The 21,889-nt window shown below is 63.7% G+C and carries 27 protein-coding genes; 12 read left to right on the top strand and 15 right to left on the bottom strand.

The window, feature by feature from the left end:
* Positions 1 to 7: 7 nt before the first annotated feature.
* Entirely contained in the window at positions 8 to 925 is a 918-nt protein-coding gene (cysD, locus tag RS899_RS01760) for a sulfate adenylyltransferase subunit CysD (RefSeq protein WP_054906606.1), read from the bottom strand.
* A 336-nt stretch (positions 926 to 1,261) separates the two neighbouring features.
* On the opposite strand from cysD, the gene mltB reads away from it, so the two are divergent.
* A complete protein-coding gene (gene mltB / locus RS899_RS01755) occupies positions 1,262 to 2,359 on the top strand; it encodes a lytic murein transglycosylase B (protein ID WP_315808946.1) in 1,098 nt (365 codons plus the stop codon).
* Between the two features lie 214 nt (positions 2,360 to 2,573).
* Here the strand turns inward: mltB and RS899_RS01750 are convergent, their stop codons facing one another.
* Positions 2,574 to 3,332 (bottom strand): Nif3-like dinuclear metal center hexameric protein, encoded by a 759-nt coding sequence (locus RS899_RS01750; RefSeq protein WP_315808945.1) that lies wholly within the window; start codon positions 3,330 to 3,332, stop codon positions 2,574 to 2,576.
* 113 nt (positions 3,333 to 3,445) lie between these two features.
* On the opposite strand from RS899_RS01750, the gene algW reads away from it, so the two are divergent.
* Positions 3,446 to 4,594 (top strand): Do family serine endopeptidase AlgW, encoded by a 1,149-nt coding sequence (gene algW / locus RS899_RS01745; protein WP_054906610.1) that lies wholly within the window; start codon positions 3,446 to 3,448, stop codon positions 4,592 to 4,594.
* A 54-nt stretch (positions 4,595 to 4,648) separates the two neighbouring features.
* Here the strand turns inward: algW and hisC are convergent, their stop codons facing one another.
* The 10 genes from hisC to RS899_RS01695 all read right to left on the bottom strand — a co-directional run bounded on the left by hisC (position 4,649) and on the right by RS899_RS01695 (position 12,484).
* Positions 4,649 to 5,704 carry a histidinol-phosphate transaminase gene (gene hisC, locus RS899_RS01740; protein ID WP_054906611.1) on the bottom strand — a complete coding sequence of 352 codons (1,056 nt, stop codon included), beginning with the start codon at positions 5,702 to 5,704 and terminating at the stop codon, positions 4,649 to 4,651.
* Between the two features lie 3 nt (positions 5,705 to 5,707).
* Entirely contained in the window at positions 5,708 to 7,030 is a 1,323-nt protein-coding gene (hisD, locus tag RS899_RS01735) for a histidinol dehydrogenase (RefSeq protein ID WP_315808944.1), read from the bottom strand.
* Positions 7,031 to 7,152: 122 nt separating this feature from the next.
* The gene (gene hisG, locus RS899_RS01730) at positions 7,153 to 7,788 is read right to left on the bottom strand and encodes an ATP phosphoribosyltransferase (RefSeq protein ID WP_024766534.1); all 636 of its coding nucleotides are present in this window, start codon (positions 7,786 to 7,788) and stop codon (positions 7,153 to 7,155) included.
* Positions 7,789 to 7,802: 14 nt separating this feature from the next.
* Entirely contained in the window at positions 7,803 to 9,071 is a 1,269-nt protein-coding gene (gene murA / locus RS899_RS01725) for a UDP-N-acetylglucosamine 1-carboxyvinyltransferase (RefSeq protein WP_054906613.1), read from the bottom strand.
* Positions 9,072 to 9,090: 19 nt separating this feature from the next.
* Positions 9,091 to 9,330 carry a BolA family protein gene (locus RS899_RS01720; protein ID WP_017518139.1) on the bottom strand — a complete coding sequence of 80 codons (240 nt, stop codon included), beginning with the start codon at positions 9,328 to 9,330 and terminating at the stop codon, positions 9,091 to 9,093.
* A gap of 110 nt (positions 9,331 to 9,440) precedes the next feature.
* Positions 9,441 to 9,749, bottom strand: coding sequence for an STAS domain-containing protein (locus RS899_RS01715; protein ID WP_315808943.1), 309 nt, complete (start codon positions 9,747 to 9,749; stop codon positions 9,441 to 9,443).
* Positions 9,746 to 10,393 (bottom strand): MlaC/ttg2D family ABC transporter substrate-binding protein, encoded by a 648-nt coding sequence (locus RS899_RS01710; protein WP_054906615.1) that lies wholly within the window; start codon positions 10,391 to 10,393, stop codon positions 9,746 to 9,748. The genes RS899_RS01715 and RS899_RS01710 overlap by 4 nt, the downstream gene beginning before the upstream one ends.
* Before the next feature lie 11 nt (positions 10,394 to 10,404).
* The gene (gene mlaD / locus RS899_RS01705; protein WP_054906616.1) at positions 10,405 to 10,878 is read right to left on the bottom strand and encodes an outer membrane lipid asymmetry maintenance protein MlaD; all 474 of its coding nucleotides are present in this window, start codon (positions 10,876 to 10,878) and stop codon (positions 10,405 to 10,407) included.
* Complete coding sequence (mlaE, locus tag RS899_RS01700) at positions 10,878 to 11,675, bottom strand: lipid asymmetry maintenance ABC transporter permease subunit MlaE (protein WP_024766539.1); 798 nt, start codon at positions 11,673 to 11,675, stop codon at positions 10,878 to 10,880. The genes mlaD and mlaE overlap by 1 nt, the downstream gene beginning before the upstream one ends.
* On the bottom strand, positions 11,675 to 12,484 hold the full coding sequence (locus RS899_RS01695) for an ATP-binding cassette domain-containing protein (RefSeq protein WP_024766540.1): 810 nt from the start codon (positions 12,482 to 12,484) through the stop codon (positions 11,675 to 11,677). The genes mlaE and RS899_RS01695 overlap by 1 nt, the downstream gene beginning before the upstream one ends.
* Before the next feature lie 238 nt (positions 12,485 to 12,722).
* On the opposite strand from RS899_RS01695, the gene RS899_RS01690 reads away from it, so the two are divergent.
* From RS899_RS01690 to RS899_RS01645, 10 genes are all read left to right on the top strand, one after another.
* Positions 12,723 to 13,697: a KpsF/GutQ family sugar-phosphate isomerase gene (locus RS899_RS01690; protein WP_315808942.1), complete on the top strand. Its 975-nt coding sequence runs from the start codon at positions 12,723 to 12,725 to the stop codon at positions 13,695 to 13,697.
* A complete protein-coding gene (locus RS899_RS01685; RefSeq protein ID WP_315808941.1) occupies positions 13,698 to 14,222 on the top strand; it encodes an HAD family hydrolase in 525 nt (174 codons plus the stop codon).
* Positions 14,223 to 14,230: 8 nt separating this feature from the next.
* Positions 14,231 to 14,803: an LPS export ABC transporter periplasmic protein LptC gene (gene lptC, locus RS899_RS01680; protein ID WP_054906619.1), complete on the top strand. Its 573-nt coding sequence runs from the start codon at positions 14,231 to 14,233 to the stop codon at positions 14,801 to 14,803.
* Positions 14,790 to 15,326, top strand: coding sequence for a lipopolysaccharide transport periplasmic protein LptA (lptA, locus tag RS899_RS01675; RefSeq protein WP_024766543.1), 537 nt, complete (start codon positions 14,790 to 14,792; stop codon positions 15,324 to 15,326). The genes lptC and lptA overlap by 14 nt, the downstream gene beginning before the upstream one ends.
* The gene (gene lptB, locus RS899_RS01670; RefSeq protein ID WP_315808940.1) at positions 15,326 to 16,051 is read left to right on the top strand and encodes an LPS export ABC transporter ATP-binding protein; all 726 of its coding nucleotides are present in this window, start codon (positions 15,326 to 15,328) and stop codon (positions 16,049 to 16,051) included. The genes lptA and lptB overlap by 1 nt, the downstream gene beginning before the upstream one ends.
* A gap of 253 nt (positions 16,052 to 16,304) precedes the next feature.
* Positions 16,305 to 17,807, top strand: a complete 1,503-nt coding sequence (locus tag RS899_RS01665; RefSeq protein ID WP_233299344.1) for an RNA polymerase factor sigma-54 — start codon at positions 16,305 to 16,307, stop codon at positions 17,805 to 17,807.
* Between the two features lie 78 nt (positions 17,808 to 17,885).
* Positions 17,886 to 18,194 (top strand): ribosome hibernation-promoting factor, HPF/YfiA family, encoded by a 309-nt coding sequence (gene hpf / locus RS899_RS01660; protein ID WP_017518151.1) that lies wholly within the window; start codon positions 17,886 to 17,888, stop codon positions 18,192 to 18,194.
* Between the two features lie 9 nt (positions 18,195 to 18,203).
* A complete protein-coding gene (ptsN, locus tag RS899_RS01655; protein ID WP_037009823.1) occupies positions 18,204 to 18,671 on the top strand; it encodes a PTS IIA-like nitrogen regulatory protein PtsN in 468 nt (155 codons plus the stop codon).
* A gap of 2 nt (positions 18,672 to 18,673) precedes the next feature.
* Complete coding sequence (rapZ, locus tag RS899_RS01650; RefSeq protein WP_054906622.1) at positions 18,674 to 19,531, top strand: RNase adapter RapZ; 858 nt, start codon at positions 18,674 to 18,676, stop codon at positions 19,529 to 19,531.
* 34 nt (positions 19,532 to 19,565) lie between these two features.
* Positions 19,566 to 19,838 (top strand): HPr family phosphocarrier protein, encoded by a 273-nt coding sequence (locus RS899_RS01645; RefSeq protein WP_024766547.1) that lies wholly within the window; start codon positions 19,566 to 19,568, stop codon positions 19,836 to 19,838.
* A gap of 16 nt (positions 19,839 to 19,854) precedes the next feature.
* Here RS899_RS01645 and RS899_RS01640 read toward each other — a convergent pair whose 3' ends face one another.
* Genes RS899_RS01640 through RS899_RS01630 form a run of 3 tightly spaced genes read right to left on the bottom strand, consistent with a single transcriptional unit; the run spans position 19,855 to position 21,879 of the window.
* A complete protein-coding gene (locus RS899_RS01640) occupies positions 19,855 to 20,748 on the bottom strand; it encodes a ZIP family metal transporter (protein ID WP_371914075.1) in 894 nt (297 codons plus the stop codon).
* Positions 20,749 to 20,770: 22 nt separating this feature from the next.
* The gene (locus RS899_RS01635; RefSeq protein ID WP_054906624.1) at positions 20,771 to 21,397 is read right to left on the bottom strand and encodes a superoxide dismutase; all 627 of its coding nucleotides are present in this window, start codon (positions 21,395 to 21,397) and stop codon (positions 20,771 to 20,773) included.
* Positions 21,398 to 21,429: 32 nt separating this feature from the next.
* Entirely contained in the window at positions 21,430 to 21,879 is a 450-nt protein-coding gene (locus tag RS899_RS01630; RefSeq protein ID WP_054906625.1) for a hypothetical protein, read from the bottom strand.
* Positions 21,880 to 21,889 lie beyond the last annotated feature (10 nt).

Raw genomic sequence — 21,889 nt, 5'->3', positions numbered from 1 at the left:
GAGAACCTTAGAAGTAGCCCTGACGTTTCTTTTCTTCCATCGAGCCGGCGGCGTCGTGGTCGATGACCCGGCCCTGGCGCTCGGAAGTCCGCGTCAGCAGCATTTCCTGGATGATTTCCGGCAGCGAAGTAGCGGTCGACTCCACCGCGCCGGTCAGCGGGTAGCAGCCCAGGGTGCGGAAACGCACCATCTTCTTCTGGATGCTGGCCTTCTGCTCGGGCGTGAGGTGCTCGAGGATGCGTTCGTCGTCGATCATGATCAGCGAGCCGTTCATCTCGATAACTTCGCGCTCTTCGGCGAAGTACAGCGGAACGATCGGGATCTGCTCAAGGTAGATGTACTGCCAGATGTCCAGCTCGGTCCAGTTGGAGAGCGGGAAGACGCGGATCGACTCGCCCTTCTTCACCTTGCCGTTATAGACGTTCCACAGTTCCGGACGCTGGTTCTTCGGGTCCCAGCGGTGCTTGCTGTCGCGGAACGAGTACACCCGCTCCTTGGCGCGGGATTTCTCCTCGTCGCGGCGGGCACCACCGAAGGCGGCGTCGAAGCCGTACTTGTCGAGCGCCTGCTTGAGGCCCTCTGTCTTCATGATGTCGGTGTGCTTGGCACTGCCATGGGTGAACGGGTTGATGTCCTGCGCCACGCCATCGGGGTTGATGTGGGTGATCAGGTCCAGGCCCAGCTCCTCGACCATCTTGGTGCGGAAGCTGTACATCTCCTGGAATTTCCAGCGGGTGTCGACATGCATCACCGGGAACGGCAGCTTGCCGGGGAAGAAAGCCTTGCGCGCGAGGTGGAGCATCACCGCGCTGTCCTTGCCGATCGAGTACAGCATCACCGGGTTGTCGAACTCGGCGGCGACCTCGCGGATGATGTGGATGCTCTCGGCCTCCAGCTGTTTCAGATGCGTCAGTTTGTCGACCATGGCTACTCACGGAATTGCTTATGGACGGCCGGCGGGCCGTAGACGAGCGCGCACTCTATCACAGCGCAAGGCTCTAACCGGGGAGCGGGTTATACCGAAAAAATATACCGATATAGCCATCCGCGCTCAGTCCCCATCGGCACTTCGCACCCGGTGAGGAGGCACTTGAGGAAGGCCCTGAACCCCATCCTATCGACGCTTGAGATACCATCGCCCGACATTGCTGTCGCAAGGCTGAAGGACTTTTCCTGCAACAGTCTCGCAATGTCCCGGCTTGTGCCCGCGCGGCACTGCGCTAGCATAGCGGGCACGTTTTCCTGCCCCAGAAGATTTCCCATGCGCCGCATCGCTTTCGCCCTGCCATTACTCGTCCTGATCTCTGCGTGCAGCAGCAAACCGACTCCCGCACCACAACCGGCCCAGAAGCCGAAGACGCCCACCCTGATCACGCCCAGCGCCCACCCGGCATTCGGCTCGGTGCAGCCGATCACCCCGCTGCGCGGCGACTACGCGAACAATGCCAACGCCAATCGCTTCATCGACATGATGGTGAGCAAGCACGGCTTCAATCGGCAGGACCTGCACGACCTGTTTGCACAGACCCAGGAACTGGACTGGGTAATCCGCCTGATGGACCGCCAGGCGCCGACCTACACCCCGCCCAGCGGCCCGAACGGCGCCTGGCTGCGCTACCGTAAGAAGTTCATCACCCCGGACAACGTGCAGAAGGGCGTGCAGTTCTGGGACCAGTACGAAGCCGACCTGCAACGCGCCTCACGCACCTACGGCGTGCCGCCGGAAATCATCGTCGGCATCATCGGCGTGGAAACCCGCTGGGGCCGCGTGATGGGCAAGACGCGAATCATCGACGCGCTGGCCACCCTGTCGTTCTCCTACCCGCGCCGCGCCGAATTCTTCAGCGGCGAGCTGGAGCAGTTCCTCCTCCAGGCGCGCAATGAAGGCGACAACCCGCTGGAGATGCGCGGCTCTTACGCCGGTGCGATGGGCTACGGGCAGTTCATGCCCTCCTCCTTCACCCAGTACGCGGTGGACTTCGACGGCGACGGCCACCGCGACCTGTGGAACCCGCGCGACGCCATCGGCAGCGTGGCCAACTACTTCAAGCAGCACGGCTGGGTCACCGGCGATGCGGTGGCGATCCCCGCTATCGGCCAGGCCCGCTCGCTGGAAGACGGCTTCAAGACCCAGTACTCGATCAGCGCCCTGTCTGCTGCCGGCCTGCGTCCGCAGGGCTCGCTGGGCAATCACCAGACCGCCAGCCTGCTGCGGCTGGACATGGGCAACACCTACCAGTACTGGTACGGCCTGCCGAACTTCTACGTGATCACCCGCTACAACCACAGCACGCACTACGCCATGGCAGTGTGGGAACTGGGCAAGGCGGTCGACCGACAGCGCCACGGTTACCGATAATCACGTTTACAGCCACGAAAAAGGCCGGCTCACAGAGCCGGCCTTTTTCGTTTCTATTTTCGGATGCAGGCCAGGGTGATCGAGCAGCGGGCTCTTTGTGGGAGCGAGCTTGCTCGCGAACGAGGTTTCCTGCCGCCTCAGCGCCGGGTGGGTTCGCGAGCAAGCTCGCTCCTACAGGTCTCCCTGCACGGCCTGGCGCTTGGCCTGAACGTCATCAGGCGGGGTTCGGGCAATCGATGAACAGGTGCTCGATGGCAAAGCGCTTGGCCAGGTAATCCCCCAGCGCCTGCACGCCATAGCGCTCGGTGGCGTGGTGGCCGGCGGCGATGAAGCTGATGCCGTTCTCCCGCGCACTGTGCACGGTCTGCTCGGAGACTTCACCAGTCAGATAAGCATCGACGCCCGCGGCGATCGCCTGGTCGATGTAGCCCTGGGCGCCGCCGGTACACCAGGCGATGCGACGGATCGGCTGGCCGCCATCCACCAGCAGCGGCTCTCGGCCCAGCACGTCGCGCACATGGAGCGCCAGGTCGCTCGGCAGCATGGGCTCGGTCAGCGAGCCGACCAGCACGATGGAGCGCGGGTTACCTGGCTCCAACGGCCCTTCGATCTCGAAACCGAGTTGACGGCCAAGCTGCACGTTGTTGCCCACCTCGGCATGCAGATCCAGCGGCAGGTGATAGGCCAACAGGCTGATGTCATTGTTCAGCAGGGTCTTCAGGCGCCGCTGCTTCATGCCCACCACGCGGGCATCCTCGCCCTTCCAGAAATAGCCGTGGTGGACCAGCACCACATCGGCGTCCGCCTCCACGGCGGCATCCAGCAGCGCCTGGCTGGCGGTGACACCGGAAACGATGCGGCGAACCTGCGGGCGGCCCTCGAGCTGCAGGCCGTTGGGGCAGTAATCCTGGATCTTCGCTGCCTCCAGGAAACGGTCCGCTTCCTCGACCAGCGTGCTCAGTGCGATTGCCATCGAAATTCCTCCAACATCGGCTGCGAGCGTCTATTTTCTTGGCTCGCCGCCCGTATAATGGCCGCCACCCTATCGGCCATCCCCCGGCCAAGCAACCCCAAGGATTTTCTTCGATGCTGAAGGCCCTGCGTTTCCTCGGCTGGCCCGTGCTGGTTGGCGTCCTGTTGGCGCTGCTGATCATCCAGCATAACCCGCAATGGGTCGGCCTTCCGCAGCAGGAAGTGCACCTGCAACAGGCCCCGCTGCTCAGCCGCCTGCAGCAGGGCCCAGTCAGCTACGCCGACGCGGTGACCCGCTCCTCGCCTGCCGTGGCCAACCTGTACACCACCAAGATGGTCAGCAAGCCGAACAACTCGATGCTCGACGATCCGCTGTTCCGGCGTTTCTTCGGCGACAACCTGCCGCAGCAGAAGCGCATGGAGTCGAGCCTGGGTTCAGCGGTGATCATGAGCCCCGAAGGCTACCTGCTGACCAACAACCACGTGACCTCCGGCGCCGACCAGATTGTCGTGGCCCTGCGTGACGGCCGCGAGACCATCGCCCGCCTGGTGGGCAGCGATCCGGAGACCGATCTCGCGGTCCTGAAGATCGACCTCAAGGACCTGCCCTCGATCATGCTCGGCCGCTCCGACGGCATCCGCACCGGCGATGTCTGCCTGGCCATCGGCAACCCCTTCGGCGTCGGCCAGACGGTCACCATGGGCATCATCAGCGCCACCGGGCGCAACCAACTCGGCCTGAATACCTACGAAGACTTCATCCAGACCGACGCGGCGATCAACCCCGGCAACTCCGGCGGCGCGCTGGTGGACGCCAACGGCAACCTGATCGGCATCAACACCGCGATCTTCTCCAAGTCCGGCGGCTCCCAGGGCATCGGCTTCGCCATCCCGACCAAGCTGGCCCTGGAAGTCATGCAGTCGATCATCGAGCACGGCCAGGTGATCCGCGGCTGGCTCGGCGTCGAAGTGCAGCCGCTGACCCCGGAACTGGCCGAATCCTTCGACCTCAAGGACAAGGCCGGTATCGTCGTCGCCGGTGTCTACCGCGACGGCCCCGCCGCCAAGGCCGGCCTGCTGCCGGGCGACATCATCCTGAACATCGATGGCGAGGCCGCCAGCGATGGCCGCCGCTCGATGAACCAGGTGGCGCGCACCAAGCCGGGCGAGAAGATCACCATCGAAGTGCTGCGCAACGGCAAGCCGGTAACGCTCAACGCCGAAGTCGGCCTGCGCCCGCCGCCGGCCCCCAACGCCAACTGATACCGCAATGAAAAACGGCGCCTGAAGGCGCCGTTCTTCTTTACCGCGATAACTTTACAGCTTCAGCCGCAGGGCCTCGATCAGAGCCTGGTTCTGCTCCTCGGTGCCGATGCTGATACGCAGGAACTGATTGATCCGCTGCTGCTTGAAGTGGCGCACTATCACGCCCTCCTCTCGCAGGGCCGCGGCCAGTTCGGCCCCGTCACGCTGCGGGTGGCGGGCGAAGATGAAGTTCGCCGCGGACGGCAGCACGTCGAAGCCCAGCGTCTTGAGCTCGGCCACCAGCTTCTCGCGGCTGTGGATAACCGCGTTGCAGGTCTGCTCGAAGTACGCCTGGTCCTCGAAGGACGCCACCGCACCGGCCAGGGCCAGGCGGTCCAGCGGGTAGGAATTGAAGCTGTTCTTCACTCGCTCCAGCGCCTCGATCAGGTCTTCATGGCCAACCGCGAAACCGACCCGCAGGCCCGCCAGGGAGCGCGACTTGGACAGGGTCTGTGCCACCAGCAGGTTGGGGTAGCGGTTGACCAGGGAGATCGCGGTCTCGCCGCCAAAGTCGACGTAGGCCTCGTCCACCAGCACCACGCTGTCCGGGCTGGCTTGCAGCAGGCGCTCGATGGCTTCGAGCGGCAGCAGGCAACCGGTGGGCGCGTTGGGGTTGGGGAAGATGATGCCGCCGTTCGGGCGCGCATAGTCCTCGACGCGAATCTGGAACTGCTCGTCCAGCGGCAGCGCCTCCGACTCGATGCCGTAGAGGCCGCAGTAGACCGGATAGAAGCTGTAGGTCACGTCGGGGAACAGTAACGGCTTGCCGTGCTGGAACAGCGCGTGGAAAGCGTGGGCCAGGACTTCGTCCGATCCATTGCCGACAAAGACCTGGGAGGTCTTCACGCCGTGGTACTCGGCGATGGTCTGCTTCAGGCGGTCGGCATTGGGGTCCGGATACAGGCGCAGCGTGTCGTTCAGCTCGGCCTGGATTGCGGCAACCACCTTCGGCGACGGGCCGTAGGGGTTCTCGTTGGTGTTCAGCTTGACCAGCTTGGCCAGCTTCGGCTGCTCGCCCGGAACGTAGGGCACCAGTTCCTTGACGAAGGGACTCCAGAATTTGCTCATGGGTTACTCGCTCTTGCCGTCAAGGATGCGGAATTCGGCGCTGCGCGCGTGGGCGGTCAGCGACTCGCCACGGGCCAGGATCGACGCGGTCTTGCCCAGCTCGGAAGCGCCCGGCGCGGAGCAGAAGATGATCGAGGAGCGCTTCTGGAAGTCGTACACGCCCAGCGGCGAGGAGAATCGCGCGGTGCCGGAGGTCGGCAGCACGTGGTTCGGGCCGGCGCAGTAGTCGCCCAGCGCCTCGGCAGTGTAGCGGCCCATGAAGATGGCGCCGGCGTGGCGAATCTTCGGCAGCCAGCTTTCCGGGTCGGCCACCGACAGCTCCAGGTGTTCCGGGGCGATGCGGTTGGCAACCTGGCAGGCCTGCTCCTGGTCGGCAACGAGGATCAGCGCGCCACGGTTGGTCAGCGAGGTGCGGATGATCTCGGCGCGCTCCATGGTCGGCAGCAACTTCTCGATGCTGGCGGCGACCTTGTCGAGGAAGGCGGCATCCGGGCTGACCAGGATCGACTGGGCGTCCTCGTCGTGCTCGGCCTGGGAGAACAGGTCCATGGCGATCCAGTCCGGATCGGTGCCGCCGTCACAGACCACGAGGATTTCCGACGGGCCGGCGATCATGTCGATGCCGACCTGGCCGAACACGTGGCGCTTGGCGGTGGCGACGTAGATGTTGCCTGGGCCGACGATCTTGTCCACCTGCGGCACGCTCTTGGTACCGTAGGCCAGCGCGGCCACGGCCTGGGCGCCACCGATGGTGAAGACGCGGTCGACGCCGGCGATGCAGGCGGCGGCCAGGACGATTTCATTGATCTCGCCGCGCGGAGTCGGCACCACCATCACCACCTCGGCGACGCCGGCGACCTTGGCCGGAATGGCGTTCATCAGCACGGAGGACGGGTAGGATGCCTTGCCGCCCGGCACGTACAGGCCGGCGCGATCCAGGGGCGTAACCTGCTGGCCGAGCACGGTGCCATCGGCTTCGGTGTAGCGCCAGGAGTCCTGCTTCTGTTTCTCGTGATAGCTGCGCACGCGCTCAGCGGCAGTCTCCAGCGCCTCGCGCTGGGCCGGGGTGATGCGGGTCAGGGCCAGTTCCAGGCGCTCGCGCGGCAGGATCAGGTCGGCCATGGTCTTGGCATCGACGCCATCGAAGCGCTGGGTGAACTCCACCACCGCGGCGTCACCGCGCTTGCGCACGTCAGCAATGATATCCAGCACGCGCTGGTTCACCGCATCGTCGGACACGCTTTCCCAGGAGAGCAGATGGTCCAGATGACGCGCGAAGTCCGGATCGGCGGCGTTGAGTCGACGGATAGCGAAGGGTGCGGTCATAGCTGGCCTCTTTAATTGGCATGATCTCGGGCGCCGCAAGACTATCAAGCCTTCCGTGCGGGCACCCGAGAAAATTTGGCTATGACACGGATAGGCTGCCGCGACCGGGGTCGCGGTGGGTATCAGTGACGGTGTCGAGCTTCGACGGCTTCGCGCAGGGTGTCGATCAGCGCCTGGATGCGAGCATGCTGCATCTTCATCGAGGCCTTGTTCACCACCAGGCGCGAGCTGATGTGCGCGATTAGCTCCTGGGGCTCCAGGCCGTTCGCGCGCAGGGTGTTACCGGTGTCGACCACGTCGATGATCTTGTCGGCGAGGCCGATCAGCGGTGCCAGCTCCATGGAGCCGTACAGCTTGATTACGTCGACCTGGCGACCCTGCTCGGCGTAGTAGCGCTTGGCGACATTGACGAACTTGGTGGCCACGCGCAGACGCCCCTTGGGCTCCGGCGCGCCGACCGCACCGGCGGTCATCAGCTTGCAGTTAGCGATCTTCAGGTCCAGCGGCTCGTACAGGCCCTGGCCACCGTACTCCATGAGCACGTCCTTGCCCGCCACGCCGAGGTCGGCGGCGCCGTGCTCGACATAGGTCGGCACGTCGGTGGCGCGCACGATCAGCAGGCGCACGTCGTCGAGGGTGGTGGGGATGATCAGCTTGCGGCTCTTGTCCGGATTCTCGGTCGGCACGATGCCCGCCGCTGCGAGCAGCGGCAGGGTGTCGTCGAGGATACGGCCCTTGGACAGGGCAATCGTCAGCATCGTCTGATTCTGCCTTAGCCCGGCACGCGGCGAATTTTCGCCCCGAGCAGTTGCAGTTTCTCTTCGATGCACTCGTAGCCACGGTCGATGTGGTAGATGCGGTCGATCATGGTGTCGCCTTCGGCCACCAGGGCGGCGATCACCAGGCTGGCGGAAGCACGCAGGTCGGTCGCCATGACCGGTGCGCCTTTGAGCTGCGGAACGCCGGTGACGATGGCAGTGTTGCCTTCGACCAGGATCTGCGCGCCCATGCGGTTCATTTCATAGACGTGCATGAAGCGGTTCTCGAACACGGTCTCGATGACCGCGCCGGTGCCTTCGGCGATGGCGTTCATGGAGATGAACTGGGCCTGCATGTCGGTCGGGAATGCCGGGTACGGCGCAGTGCGGATGTTCACCGCCTTCGGCCGGTTGCCCTTCATGTCCAGCTCGATCCAGTTGCTGCCGGTGGTGATGTGCGCGCCGGCTTCGACCAGCTTGGCCAGCACCGCTTCGAGGATGGTCGGATCAGTGTCCTTGAGCTTGACGCGGCCGCCGGTGGCAGCAGCCGCAGCCAGGTAGGTGCCGGTTTCAATGCGGTCGGGCATGACGTTGTACTTGGCACCGCCACCCAGGCTTTTTACACCGTTGATCACGATGGTGTCGGTACCGGCACCCTGCACATCACCGCCCATGGCGTTGATGAAGTTGGCCAGGTCGACGACCTCAGGCTCGCGCGCGGCGTTTTCCAGCACGGAGCGACCATTGGCCAGTGCAGCGGCCATCATGATGTTCTCGGTACCGGTCACGGACACGGTATCGAAGAAGAAGTGCGCGCCACGCAGGCCACCGGCTGGGGCCTTGGCCTTGATGTAGCCGCCTTCGACGGAGATCTCTGCGCCCATGGCCTCCAGGCCACGGATGTGCAGGTCCACCGGACGCGAGCCGATGGCGCAGCCGCCGGGCAGCGCGACTTCGGCTTCGCCGAAACGGGCGACCATCGGGCCAAGCACGAGGATCGACGCACGCATGGTTTTCACCAGTTCGTACGGCGCCACCAGTGTCTTGATGGTGCTGGCGTCGACTTCGACGTTGAGCTTCTCGTCGATGATCGGCTGCACGCCCATGCGGCCGAACAGCTCGATCATGGTGGTGATGTCGTGCAGGTGCGGCAGATTGCAGACGGTCACCGGGGTGTCCGCCAGCAGGGTTGCGGCTAGGATCGGCAGCGCAGAGTTCTTCGCGCCGGAGATGCGGATCTCGCCATCGAGACGAGTACCGCCGGTAATGATCAGTTTATCCATTGCTAATTTCCCCGTGGGCTCAGGAACGCTCGGCCCAGGCGGCGCGGCTGAAGAATTTCATGGTGACGGCATGGATGGCGCCGGAGGCGATCCACTCGTTCAGGTGGGCATAGATCTGTTGCTGGCGCTTGACCGGGCTCAGACCGGCGAGTTCGTCGCTGATCAGGTTCAGCTGGAAATTGCAGCCTTCGCCTTCCACTTCGATCTGGGTACCTGGCAGTTTCGATTCCAGGAAGTTTTTGACTTCTACGGCCTGCATGCTCAACCTCGTTCGGCGCCCTACGCGCGCGGGTCGGCCATGATACAAAAAAGCCCCCCGCCTGCGAACCCCGGCAGGGGAAGTCGCGGACGGAGGGCTTTCTTACTGTTTCAATGCTGTAACGGCAGAATCTCGAGAAGCTCGCCAACCTTGGCGATTTCATGCATGTCCTTGGGCATGCCGGAGATCTGCAGTGTCTTGCCAGCCTTGCGCGCATCACGGGTGTAGGACAGCAGCAGCGACAATCCGACGCTACTGGAGTGTTCCACCGCCGAGCAGTCCAGGCGCAGCGCCGCGGCCTTGCTGGCGGTAATCAGGTTTCTGCCCTGCTCGCGCAGCGCCGGCCCGGTCCTGTAGTCCAGCACGCCGGCAAGGACCAGATCGCCCTCGCCACGCTCCGTGATACTGCCCTGACTCATTCTGCACTGCCTTCCGGCTGGCCCTTGGCGGCATCCTTGGCCTTGGCGACGACCTGGCCCCAACCGGCGATGGTCTTCTCCAGGTCGTTGCGGTTCTTCTGCATGGAGTCGGCGAACTGGTCACGGAACAGCTTGCCGATGTTGATGCCGTTGATGATCACGTTACGCAGGCGCCAGTCGCCACCCTGGTTGACCATGGTGTACTGCACCGGATAGACGGCGCCATTGCTGCCGACCACTTCCATGTTCACCGAAGCGCGATCCTGCTCCTGCTTGCCACTGTTCAGCACGCGGATGTCCTGGTTGTCGTACTCCAGCAGCGCGTTGCCGTAGAACTGGAACAGGCTGTTCTTGAAGGTTTCCTCGAAGCGCTTGACCTGCTCCGGCGTCGCCTGGCGGGAGTACTTGACGGTCATTACGCCCTTGGCGATGCCCTCGGAATCCACGACCGGGCCGAGGATGCGGTTCAGGGTGTCGTAGAACGCCTGGGGATTGGCCTTATAGCTGGCCTTGTTGGTTTTCAGGTCCGACAACAGGCTGTCGACAGTCTTCTGCACGACCTGCTGAGCAGTCTGCTCGGCCTGGGCGAACAGCGGCAGGATCGCGAGCAGGACCAGGAAGCCACGACGCAAGGTTTTCAACATGGAGTGAGCCCTCATTTCTTCGAGTCGTCTTTGTTGACCGAATTCAGCAGGAATTTGCCGATCAGGTCTTCCAGCACGAGTGCCGACTGGGTGTCCTTGATGGTATCGCCTTCCTTCAACAGCTCTTCATCGCCACCGACACTGATGCCGATGTACTTCTCGCCCAGCAGGCCGGCAGTGAGGATGGAGGCGGTGGAGTCGTCCGGCAGGTTGTTGACCTGACGATTGATCTCCATGGTCACACGACCACGATAGCTGTCATGGTCCAGGTCCACCGCAGTGACCTTGCCGATGGTGACACCTGCCATGGTGACCTTGCCGCGGACGGTAACGCCGGCGATGTTGTCGAAATAGGCGTACAGCTTGTAGGTATCGCCCGTATTGCCGATGGTCAGTCCGCTGACACGCAGGGCCAGCAGCAGCAGGGCCAGCAGGCCGGCCAGAATGAACAGGCCTACACCAATTTCCAGGGTGCGGGTTTGCATCAGAAGTCTCCAAACATCAAGGCGGTCAGGATGAAGTCCAGCCCCAGCACGGCCAGGGAGGCATACACAACGGTACGGGTGGTGGCGCGGCTGATCCCTTCGGAGGTGGGTTCGCAGTCATAACCCTGGAACACGGCGATCCAGGTCACGACGAAGGCGAACACCACGCTCTTGATCACGCCATTGAGAATGTCCTTGGTGAACTGCACGCTGTTCTGCATGTTCGACCAGTACGAACCGTCATACACACCCAGCCAGTCCACGGCGACCAGGGCTCCGCCCCAGATGCCGACGACACTGAAGATAGCTGCAAGCAGCGGCATCGAGATGAAGCCGGCCCAAAGGCGCGGGGCGATGATGTACTTGAGCGGGTCGACGCCGATCATCTCCAGGCTGGACAACTGCTCGGTGGATTTCATGTTGCCGATCTCGGCAGTCAGCGCGGAACCTGCACGCCCGGCGAACAGCAGGCCGGTGACCACCGGTCCCAGTTCACGCAGCAGCGTCAGCGCAACCATCTGGCCGACCGCCTGTTCGGAGCCGTAGCTCGCCAGGATGTTGTAGCCCTGCAGGGCCAGCACCATGCCGATGAACAGGCCGGACACGACAATGATCGCCAGGGACAGCACGCCCACCGAATACAGCTGCTTGACCAGCAACTGGAAGGCGCCGCTGTGCACCCGGCGGCCGAAGATGGCGTGGACCAGGAACAGGCTCGAACGGCCCAGCGACTCGAGAACATCGAGGCCCGCGCGCCCGAGCAGGCGAACTCGCTCGAGCGAAGAAGTCTTGCGCATCAACGTTCTCCCAGCAGGTCGGCGCGGTAATCGCGAGCAGGATAGTGGAACGGCACCGGACCATCCGGGATGCCCTTCATGAACTGGCGTACCCGCGGATCATCGAGACCCTGCAGGTCGGCCGGCGTTCCGTGGCCGAGCACGCGGCCATCACCGACGATATAGATGTAGTCGGCAATGCTCGCGGTTTCCGCCAGATCGTGGGACACCACGATGGAGGTAATGCCCAGGGCATCGTTGAGCAGACGGATCAGGCGCACCAGTACGCCCATGGCGATCGGGTCCTGGCCCACGAAGGGCTCGTCGTACATCAGGATCTGCGGGTCCAGCGCGATGGCGCGGGCCAGCGCCACGCGGCGTTTCATGCCGCCGGACAGCTCGTCGGGCATCAGTTCCACCGCCCCGCGCAGGCCAACGGCCTGGAGCTTCATCAGGACAATGTCACGAATCATGTCCTCGGGCAGCTCGGTGTGCACGCGCAGCGGGAAGGCGACGTTCTCGAAGACATCGAGGTCGGTGAACAGTGCACCGCTCTGGAACAGCACGCCGAACTGCTTGCGCATGTCGAACAGGTCGCTGCGCCCCAGCGTGGGGAGGTTCTGGCCGTTGACCCACACCTCGCCGCTCGCCGGACGCAGCTGGGCGGCGATCAGTCGCAGTAGGGTGGTCTTGCCACACCCCGACGGCCCCATGATCCCGGTGACCTTGCCGCGTGGAATGCGGATGTCCACGTTATCGAAAATCTTACGCGTGCCACGCTTGAAGCTCAGGCCCTTCAGCTCGACCGCGTATTGGTCATTGGTGCTCATAGAACTCCTTTCATCACGGCGCTGTCCGTTGCCCCGTCTGTCATACGGCAGAAACACGGCGCGGCAGGCCGAACGGCCGCGAACTATAACACCCCGTGAAGCCGCGCCCCAAGGGCTGCTAAGCCACCGTTAAGGCTCAGTTCAGCAAAATGCGAGCAACATTGAGTTGCCAGTGATGAAGCCTTTGCCGCTTTCCCGTTATAATCTCGCACTTCATTTTGCCCCGCGCCTTTCGAACATGAGCCAGAAACACGATTTCATCCAGTCGGCACAACGCACCATCCGCCTCGAGCGTGACTCGGTGGACGCCCTGCTGCCGCGCATCGGCGCCGATTTTTCGCTGGCCTGCGAACTGCTGCTGAGCTGCAAGGGCCGCGTCGTCGTGGTCGGCATGGGCAAGTCCGGCCATATCGCACGCAAGATCGCTGCCACCCTCGCCAGCACCGGTACGCCGTCGTTCTTCGTGCACCCGGCCGAGGCCAGCCATGGCGACATGGGCATGATCACCAAGGACGACGTCGTCCTGGCCCTGTCCAACTCCGGCTCCACCGCGGAAATCGTTACCCTGCTGCCGCTGATCAAGCGCCTGGGTATCACCCTGATCAGCATGACCGGCAACGCCGAATCGCCGCTGGCCAAGGCCGCCGCGGTCAACCTGGATGCCAGTGTCGAGCACGAAGCCTGCTCGCTGAACCTGGCACCGACCTCCTCCACCACGGTTTCCCTGGTGATCGGCGATGCGCTCGCCATCGCCCTGCTCGAAGCACGCGGTTTCACCGCCGAAGACTTCGCCTTCTCGCATCCGGGCGGTGCGCTGGGCCGTCGATTGTTGCTGAAAGTGGAAAACATCATGCACGTGGGTGAAGCATTGCCGCAGGTTTCTCCCGGCACTTCGCTCAGCGGTGCATTGCTGGAAATGACCCGCAAGGGCCTGGGCATGACCGTCATCCTTGGCGAAGACGGCAAGCTCGCCGGGGTCTTCACCGACGGCGACCTGCGTCGCACCCTGGACAAGGGCCTGGACGTGCGCCAGGTGACCATCGACAAGGTGATGACCGTGCATGGCAAGACCGCCCGCCCGGACATGCTCGCCGCCGAGGCCCTGAAGATCATGGACGACCACAAGATCAACGTGCTCGTGGTCGTCGACGACACGGACCACCCGGTCGGCGTACTGCACGTCCACGACCTGACCCGCGCGGGGGTCATCTGAATGACCGCCGACCTGCTGCAACGCGCGAAGGCGGTCCGCCTGGCGGTGTTCGACGTCGACGGCGTACTCACCGACGGCAAGCTCTACTTCCTGCCCGACGGCGGCGAGTTCAAGACCTTCAACACCCTGGACGGCCAGGGCATCAAGATGCTGATGAACTCCGGCGTGCGCACCGCGATCATCACCGGCCGTTCGAGCCCGGTGGTCGAGCGCCGGGCGAAGAACCTGGGCATCAACCACCTGTTCCAGGGCCGCGAGGACAAGCTGGTCGCCCTGGACGAGTTGCTCGCCGAACTGGGTCTAGGCTATGAAGAAGTCGCGTACCTGGGCGACGATCTGCCTGACCTGCCGGCCATCCGCCGCGCCGGCCTGGGCATGGCGGTCGCCAGCGGCGATGCCTTCGTGCGCCAGCATGCCGACGGCGTAACCCAGGCCCGTGGCGGCGAAGGCGCCGCCCGCGAGTTCTGCGAACTGATCCTGCGCGCCCAGGGCAACCTCGAAGCTGCCCAGATCGCGTATCTCTAGAGCCGAACATGCCCAAGACACTCCAACAGAAGCTGTTGCTCGCCCTGATCGCCATCCTGCTGATCGCCCTCGGCTATTACTGGAACGTGCGCCTGGACTTCAACGAGCGGCAACTCAAGTCGCAGACCAGCGACGCCATCGACTTCTACGTGGTCAACGCCAAGAGCGTTCAGTACCGCATCGACGGCTCCCTCGCCTACGAGATGACCGCCGACAAACTCGAACACCTGAAAGCAACCGACGTGACCCTGGTCACCACGCCTGACCTCTACTTCCATCGGGAGAACGAGCCCCAGCCGTGGCATGTCCAGAGCGTTCACGCCGAAGTGGCCCCCGAAGGCAAGCAGGTCGAGCTGATCGACGACGTGCGTGTTGCGCGCACCGACGCACAGCAACGCACGCTCCTGCTCAACACCTCGCGCATGACGGTGTTCCCAGACAAGGACTATGCGCAGACTGACCAGCCCGTGAAGATCACCGAACCCAACGGTGTGACCACGGCAGTTGGCATGAAAGCGTATCTGAAAGACAGCCGGATGCTCCTGCTGTCCAACGTAAGAGGTCAGCATGAGGCTCGTTAACACCCTCCCCCTTCTTTTCAGCCTCGCCGCCGCTATCGGCAGCAGTGCAGCCTGGGCTCTTCCCACCGACCGGGAACAGCCGATCCGGGTCCAGGCCGACAGCGCCGAACTGGATGACAAGCAGGGCGTCGCCGTGTATCGCGGCGACGTGGTGGTAACCCAGGGCAGCATGAAGCTGACTGGCAACACCGTCACGCTCAAGCAGAACAAGAATGGTGACATCGAAGTCGTCACCTCGGTCGGCAAGCCCGCCTACTTTGAGCAGAAGCCGGCGCCGGACAAGCAGATCACCCAGGCTTACGGCCTGACGATCCAGTATTTCGTCACCCAGAACCGCGTCGTACTGATCGACCAGGCCAAGGTGATCCAGGAAGGCAACACCTTCGAAGGTGAAAAGATCGTCTACGACACCCAGCGCCAGATCGTCAACGCAGGCCGCGCCACCGGCTCCCAGGTGACCACCCCGCGCCCGCGCATCGACATGGTCATCCAGCCCAAGAAAAAGCAGGATCAAGCGCAGTAATGGCTACGCTAACCGCCCAGCACCTCGCCAAGAGCTACAAGAGCCGGCAAGTCGTCCGCGACGTCAGCATGAGCATCGAGAGTGGGCAGATCGTCGGCCTGCTCGGCCCCAACGGAGCAGGCAAGACTACCTGCTTCTACATGATCGTCGGCCTGGTTCGCGCCGATCAGGGGGTCGTGCGCATCGACGAGCAGGACGTCACCCACCTGCCCATGCACGGCCGCGCCCGCGCTGGCATCGGCTACCTGCCGCAGGAAGCCTCGATCTTCCGCAAGCTGTCGGTGGCGGACAACATCGGTGCAATCCTCGAAACCCGCAGCGACCTGGATCGCGCCGGCCGCCAGGAAGCCCTGGAAAGCCTGCTCGAGGAGTTCCACATCCACCACATCCGCGACAACCTCGGCATGAGCCTGTCCGGTGGCGAGCGTCGCCGCGTGGAGATCGCCCGTGCACTGGCCAGTTCGCCGAAGTTCATCCTGCTGGACGAACCTTTCGCCGGTGTCGACCCGATCTCCGTCGGCGACATCAAGCAGATCATCCACCACCTCAAGGCCAAGGGCATCGGTGTGCTGATCACCGACCACAACGTCCGCGAGACCCTGGATATCTGCGAGACGGCGTACATCGTCAACGACGGCCAGTTGATCGCCGAAGGTAATGCCGAGAGCATCCTCGCCAACGACCTGGTGAAGGAAGTCTACCTGGGCCACGAGTTCCGCCTCTGACGCCCCGAGCCGCGCCCTGCCTGGGCGCGGCAGCTCATTTCCCTCCCTTGCATGGTGCGGCTTGTCGGCTGCGCCATGACGTATCCGGCTGCCGGATCCCCGCTGGCGCAACCGGGTTGTAACGAAAGGTCGACAGCCCCTAGGCAAAGCGTCCAAACTCAGGCATATAATTTGCTTCCTCGCGGCGCCCCGGCGTCCGTAGTCGTGGATATGGCGCGCTTTGCGCCAGCGAACAAGGTGCCTAGTTCCAGCCATGAAACCATCGCTAGTCCTCAAGATGGGCCAGCAGCTGACGATGACCCCGCAGCTGCAACAGGCCATCCGACTGCTCCAGCTCTCCACGCTGGACCTCCAACAGGAAATCCAGGAAGCCCTGGAGTCCAACCCGATGCTGGAGCGCCAGGAAGAAGGCGAGGACTACGACAACAGCGATCCCATGGCCGACGGCGCCGAATCGGGCGCCAACGGCACCAGCAGCAACTCCCAGGACAATTTTCAGGAAAGCACTACGCCCAACGCCGACAGCCTCGACGAGGACCAGTGGGCCGAACGCATCCCCAACGAGCTTCCGGTCGACACCGCCTGGGAAGACATCTACCAGACCAGCGCCAGCAGCCTGCCCAGCAACGATGACGACGAGTGGGACTTCACTTCCCGCACCTCCGCTGGCGAAAGCCTGCAGAGCCATCTGCTCTGGCAACTGAACCTGGCGCCGATGTCCGACACCGATCGCCTGGTCGCCCTGAGCATCATCGACGGCATCAACGACGACGGTTACCTCGAAGAATCCCTGGAAGACATCCTCGCCTCCATCGACCCTGAACTGGGCGTGGAAATGGACGAAGTGGAAGTCGTCCTGCGCCGTGTGCAGCAGCTCGAGCCTGCCGGAGTCGGTGCGCGCAACCTGCGCGAATGCCTGCTGCTGCAGCTACGCCAGCTGCCCACCAAGACCTACCTGCTGGCCGAGGCCATCCGCCTGGTCAACGACCACCTGGACCTGCTCGGCAGCCGCGACTACAGCCAGCTGATGCGACGCATGAAGCTCAAGGAAGACGAGCTGCGCGAGACCATCGAGCTGATCCAGTCGCTGCACCCACGCCCCGGTTCGCAGATCGAATCCGGCGAAGCCGAATACGTGGTTCCGGATGTCATCGTGCGCAAGCACAACGAGCGCTGGCTGGTGGAACTGAACCAGGAAGCGGTACCGCGCCTGCGCGTGAACTCGCAGTATGCGGGCCTGGTGCGCCGCGCCGACTCCAGCGCCGACAACACCTTCATGCGCAACCAGTTGCAGGAAGCGCGCTGGTTCATCAAGAGCCTGCAGAGCCGCAACGAGACACTGATGAAGGTGGCGACCCAGATCGTCGAGCACCAGCGCGGCTTCCTCGAGTACGGCGAGGAGGCGATGAAACCGCTGGTCCTGCATGACATCGCCGAAGCGGTGGGCATGCACGAATCGACCATCTCCCGCGTCACCACGCAGAAATTCATGCACACGCCGCGTGGCATCTTCGAGCTGAAGTATTTCTTCTCCAGCCACGTCAGCACCTCCGAGGGTGGCGAGTGCTCGTCCACCGCGATCCGCGCGATCATCAAGAAACTGGTCGCGGCGGAAAGTCCGAAAAAGCCATTGAGTGACAGCAAGATCGCTGGTTTACTGGAAGCACAGGGCATTCAAGTGGCACGTCGTACCGTCGCCAAGTACCGGGAGTCCCTAGGAATCTCTCCCTCGAGCGAGCGCAAGCGGCTGGTGTGACGTTGATCCACGCCAAGGTGTTCCGGCGGCAGGCCCCATAACCTGCCACTTACACACGGGCAACAAGGAGAAAGCGGTATGCAAGTCAACATCAGTGGACATCAACTGGATGTGACCGACGCCCTGCGCGACTATGTCGGCGAGAAACTTGGCCGACTGGAGCGCCACTTCGACAAGATCACCAATGTTCAGGTCATCATGGAGGTCGAGAAGCTGAAGCAGAAAATTGAAGCCACCCTCCACATCGCCGGTGGCGAAGTGGTGGCCTGCGCCGAACATGAAGACATGTACGCGGCCATCGACCTGCTCACCGACAAGCTCGACCGCCAACTGATCAAGCACAAGGAAAAATACCTCGAACGCCAGCAAGGTGTTGGCGTCCGTTAACCCCTCCCTATGATCCGACTTGAGCAAATCCTGACCCCCGGCCGTTCCCTCGTGAACGTGCCGGGCGGCAGCAAGAAACGTGTCCTCGAACAAATCGCCAACCTGGTGGCTCGCGAGCTGCCGGGTTTCGATTCCCAAGACATCTTCGACAGCCTGGTGGCCCGGGAACGCCTGGGCTCCACCGGCTTCGGCAATGGCATCGCCATTCCGCACTGCCGCCTCCCTGGCTGCCAGTCGCCGATCAGCGCCATCCTGCACCTGGATCACCCGGTAGATTTCGACGCCCTCGACGGCGCGCCGGTCGACCTGGTGTTCGTGCTGCTGGTGCCGGAAGCCGCCACCGAGGAGCACCTGGAACTGCTGCGGCAGATCGCCTCCATGCTCGACCGCTCCGACGTCCGCGACCGCCTGCGTCACGCCGCCAACGGCGAGGACCTGTACCGGATCGTCGTGGACTTCCAGAACAACGGGCACTGATCATGCGCCTGATCATCGTCAGTGGAAGATCCGGCTCCGGCAAGAGCACCGCGCTCAACGTGCTGGAAGACAACGGCTTCTACTGCATCGACAACCTGCCGGCCAGCCTCCTCCCGGACCTGGCCCAGCGCGCGCTGCTGCACACCGAGCTGTTGCACCCGCAGGTCGCCGTCTCCATCGACGCGCGCAACCTGCCCAGCCAGCTGCAGCGTTTCCCCGAGCTGCTACAGGAAGCTCGCGACAAGCACATCCAGTGTGACGTGGTGTACCTCGATGCCGACGATGAAACGCTGCTCAAGCGCTTCTCCGAGACCCGCCGGCGCCACCCGCTGACCACCGACAGCCGCTCGCTGGCCGAAGCAATCGCCGATGAGACGCATCTGCTGGCACCGATCGCCGACCTGGCGGATCTCAAGCTCAACACTACGAATCTCAACCTGTATCAGCTGCGCGACGTGCTCAAGCTGCGCCTGCTGAACAAGCCCGAACTGGGCACCGCCTTCCTGGTCGAATCCTTCGGCTTCAAGCGTGGCATGCCGGTGGATGCGGACCTGGTGTTCGACGTGCGCTGCCTGCCCAATCCCTACTGGAAACCGGAACTGCGCGAGCACACAGGGCTGGAAGCGGAAGTCCAGGAATACCTGGCGGCGCAACCGGATGTCGAAGAGATGTACCAGGACATCCTCACCTACCTGAACAAATGGCTGCCGCGCTTCGCCGCGAGCAACCGGGCCTATGTGACCATCGCCATCGGCTGCACCGGTGGCCAGCATCGCTCGACCTATATTGCCGAGCGCATCGGTCAGGCCCTCAAGGAAACCCTCACCAACGTACAGATTCGCCACCGCGACCTGAGCTAAGCAGCGACAGACAACAAAAGGACAGCCCCTCGCGATGCCCGCCCTCGAAATCACCATCATCAACAAGCTTGGCCTGCACGCCCGTGCGGCGGCCAAATTCGTCGGCGTGGCGGGACGTTATCCCTGCCAGGTTCGCGTAGGGCGCAATCCGGAAAGTACGGTAGACGGCAAGAGCATCATGGCGGTGATGATGCTCGCCGCCGGCAAGGGCACCAATCTGCACCTCGCTGCCGAAGGCGAGCAGGAAGACGAGGCGCTCAAGGCGCTGGTCGAACTGATCAACAACTACTTCGACGAAGGCGAGTGACTCGCCGGGCCTTCGATCAGCCCAGCGACGTATCCAGCACCATCATCAGACAGAAGCCGATGATCAGCCCCTGGGTGGCCTGCGCCGCATGGCCGCGCCGCTGTGATTCGGGGATGATCTCGCGCACCACCACGTAGAGCATCGCTCCCGCTGCCGCGGCCAGCCCCCAGGGCAGGAACATCCGCGAGATACCGATCAGCCAGGCGCAGAGTACCGCGAACAGCGGCTCGACCAGCCCGGACGCCGCGCCCGCCAATGCCGCCTTGCCGCGTGACACGCCCGCCCCGGCCAGCACCAGCGCAATCGCCAGCCCTTCTGGCACGTCCTGCAGCGCGATGCCCAGCGCTAATCCGCTGGCGCCTTGCACCTCTCCCCCGGCGGCGACTCCAACGGCCATGCCTTCGGGAATGTTGTGCAGGACGATGGCAGCAACGAACAGCAGGATGCGCGCGGGCACCTTTCCATCCGCAACGCCCTGGATGTTCGCCTGCGCATCCTCGAGTACTCGGCCGAACACCGCGAGACCGAAGGCACCCAGCGCCAGGCCGAGGCTGACCAGCACCGATGCCAGCCAGGTGGCCCGGCCCGAGGCTTCAGCCGCCTCCAGCGCGGGAAGCAGTAGCGAGAATGCGGTGGCCGCCAGCATCACGCCGGCGCCGAAGCCGAGCATGGCGTCGGCGATTCGCGCCGGCATGCTGCGCACCAGCAGCACGGGCAGCGCGCCCAGGGCAGTTCCGAGCGCGCAGAGCATGCCGCCATGCAAGGCCAGGTACATCGGCGGGGAAAGCGACAATCGCGCCAGCAGCATCAGGTGCTGGGCCACCAGCAGACCGCCGCCGAGGACAATGATCAACCCCAGCAACCAACGCAAATTGCGTCCTCCGCTTTCACGCAGACTCTGCACGATCAGACGCATGGGACGGTCTTCGGTTTCATCCTTGCCCCCGCGCTTGCAGTGCCTCGCGGTAACGTCGGAGCACCTCCGGCCAGGCGACGACGTTGTAAAACGCGGCAATGTATTCCGGCCGGCGATTCTGATAGCGCAGGTAGTACGCGTGCTCCCAGACGTCCAGCCCGAGGATAGGCAAGTTGCCCTGCATCAGCGGGCTGTCCTGGTTGCCGGTGCTTTCCACTACCAGTTGGCCCTGCGGATCAACGCTCAGCCACGCCCAGCCGCTGCCAAAGCGAGTCAAGGCCGCCTTGGTGAACGCCTGGCAGAAGGCCTCGTAGCCGCCCAGTTGGGCGTCAATGGCCTGGCCCAACTCCTCCTGCGGATGACCACCGCCGTCAGGAGCCATGACGGTCCAGAACAACGAGTGGTTGGCGTGGCCGCCGCCGTTGTTGATCACCGGCGCGCGCAGTGCCTCGGGCAGGCGGTCGAGTTTCTGCAGCAACGTTTCCACCGGAGCCTCGGCGAACTCTGTGCCTTCCAGCGCGGCGTTCAGGTTGTTGATGTAGGTCTGGTGGTGCTTGCTGTGGTGGATTTCCATGGTCTGCGCATCGATGTGCGGTTCCAGGGCGTCGTAGGCATAGGGCAAGGCGGGCAGGACGTGAGGCATCTTCGAACCTTCTTCAGTGGTAGCGCATCGGCTCAGTGGTAGCGCATCGATTGAACGGCAGTGAACAGCCCCGGGCGCAACTCGACCGCGCCTTGGCGACGCAGCAGGCGCTGGGTGCGCGGATAGGTACCGTGCTCGCCGATGAAGTTGAGCAGTTCGACATAGGTACGGCGGCTGTGCTGCACCGCGGCCGCGCGCAGATCCGAGCATTTGCGCAGGTCTTCGCCCAGCACCAGCAGTCGTTCGTGGCAGGCGCACAGGTACTCGGCGGTTTCCTCCGGCTGGCCTAGTTGCAGGTGCAGGTCACCGAGGTTGTGGTGGGAGATGACAAACGCCATCACGGCTTCCTCCGGGTCGTGCCAGCGGTCCAGCAGGACCTGGGCCAGCGCCAGCGCATGGAGGTAGTGCTCACGGGCATCGATCAACTCGTTACGAATGAAGCAGCGGTTGCCCAGTTCGATGGTGCGTTGCCAGTGGCGCATGGCAGGTTCC

The sequence above is a fragment of the Pseudomonas sp. C9-3 genome (genome assembly GCF_032392015.1).
GTDB classification, from domain to species: domain Bacteria; phylum Pseudomonadota; class Gammaproteobacteria; order Pseudomonadales; family Pseudomonadaceae; genus Pseudomonas; species Pseudomonas nitroreducens.
This window is presented reverse-complemented; position numbering and strand designations above follow the sequence as displayed.

Bases quoted from the DNA above. Each gene is read 5' to 3' on its own strand.
- cysD (WP_054906606.1), bottom strand. From the start codon at position 925: ATGGTCGACAAACTGACGCATCTGAAACAGCTGGAGGCCGAGAGCATC.
- mltB (WP_315808946.1), top strand. From the start codon at position 1,262: ATGCGCCGCATCGCTTTCGCCCTGCCATTACTCGTCCTGATCTCTGCG.
- RS899_RS01750 (WP_315808945.1), bottom strand. From the start codon at position 3,332: ATGGCAATCGCACTGAGCACGCTGGTCGAGGAAGCGGACCGTTTCCTG.
- algW (WP_054906610.1), top strand. From the start codon at position 3,446: ATGCTGAAGGCCCTGCGTTTCCTCGGCTGGCCCGTGCTGGTTGGCGTC.
- hisC (WP_054906611.1), bottom strand. From the start codon at position 5,704: ATGAGCAAATTCTGGAGTCCCTTCGTCAAGGAACTGGTGCCCTACGTT.
- hisD (WP_315808944.1), bottom strand. From the start codon at position 7,030: ATGACCGCACCCTTCGCTATCCGTCGACTCAACGCCGCCGATCCGGAC.
- hisG (WP_024766534.1), bottom strand. From the start codon at position 7,788: ATGCTGACGATTGCCCTGTCCAAGGGCCGTATCCTCGACGACACCCTG.
- murA (WP_054906613.1), bottom strand. From the start codon at position 9,071: ATGGATAAACTGATCATTACCGGCGGTACTCGTCTCGATGGCGAGATC.
- RS899_RS01720 (WP_017518139.1), bottom strand. From the start codon at position 9,330: ATGCAGGCCGTAGAAGTCAAAAACTTCCTGGAATCGAAACTGCCAGGT.
- RS899_RS01715 (WP_315808943.1), bottom strand. From the start codon at position 9,749: ATGAGTCAGGGCAGTATCACGGAGCGTGGCGAGGGCGATCTGGTCCTT.
- RS899_RS01710 (WP_054906615.1), bottom strand. From the start codon at position 10,393: ATGTTGAAAACCTTGCGTCGTGGCTTCCTGGTCCTGCTCGCGATCCTG.
- mlaD (WP_054906616.1), bottom strand. From the start codon at position 10,878: ATGCAAACCCGCACCCTGGAAATTGGTGTAGGCCTGTTCATTCTGGCC.
- mlaE (WP_024766539.1), bottom strand. From the start codon at position 11,675: ATGCGCAAGACTTCTTCGCTCGAGCGAGTTCGCCTGCTCGGGCGCGCG.
- RS899_RS01695 (WP_024766540.1), bottom strand. From the start codon at position 12,484: ATGAGCACCAATGACCAATACGCGGTCGAGCTGAAGGGCCTGAGCTTC.
- RS899_RS01690 (WP_315808942.1), top strand. From the start codon at position 12,723: ATGAGCCAGAAACACGATTTCATCCAGTCGGCACAACGCACCATCCGC.
- RS899_RS01685 (WP_315808941.1), top strand. From the start codon at position 13,698: ATGACCGCCGACCTGCTGCAACGCGCGAAGGCGGTCCGCCTGGCGGTG.
- lptC (WP_054906619.1), top strand. From the start codon at position 14,231: ATGCCCAAGACACTCCAACAGAAGCTGTTGCTCGCCCTGATCGCCATC.
- lptA (WP_024766543.1), top strand. From the start codon at position 14,790: ATGAGGCTCGTTAACACCCTCCCCCTTCTTTTCAGCCTCGCCGCCGCT.
- lptB (WP_315808940.1), top strand. From the start codon at position 15,326: ATGGCTACGCTAACCGCCCAGCACCTCGCCAAGAGCTACAAGAGCCGG.
- RS899_RS01665 (WP_233299344.1), top strand. From the start codon at position 16,305: ATGAAACCATCGCTAGTCCTCAAGATGGGCCAGCAGCTGACGATGACC.
- hpf (WP_017518151.1), top strand. From the start codon at position 17,886: ATGCAAGTCAACATCAGTGGACATCAACTGGATGTGACCGACGCCCTG.
- ptsN (WP_037009823.1), top strand. From the start codon at position 18,204: ATGATCCGACTTGAGCAAATCCTGACCCCCGGCCGTTCCCTCGTGAAC.
- rapZ (WP_054906622.1), top strand. From the start codon at position 18,674: ATGCGCCTGATCATCGTCAGTGGAAGATCCGGCTCCGGCAAGAGCACC.
- RS899_RS01645 (WP_024766547.1), top strand. From the start codon at position 19,566: ATGCCCGCCCTCGAAATCACCATCATCAACAAGCTTGGCCTGCACGCC.
- RS899_RS01635 (WP_054906624.1), bottom strand. From the start codon at position 21,397: ATGCCTCACGTCCTGCCCGCCTTGCCCTATGCCTACGACGCCCTGGAA.
- RS899_RS01630 (WP_054906625.1), bottom strand. From the start codon at position 21,879: ATGCGCCACTGGCAACGCACCATCGAACTGGGCAACCGCTGCTTCATT.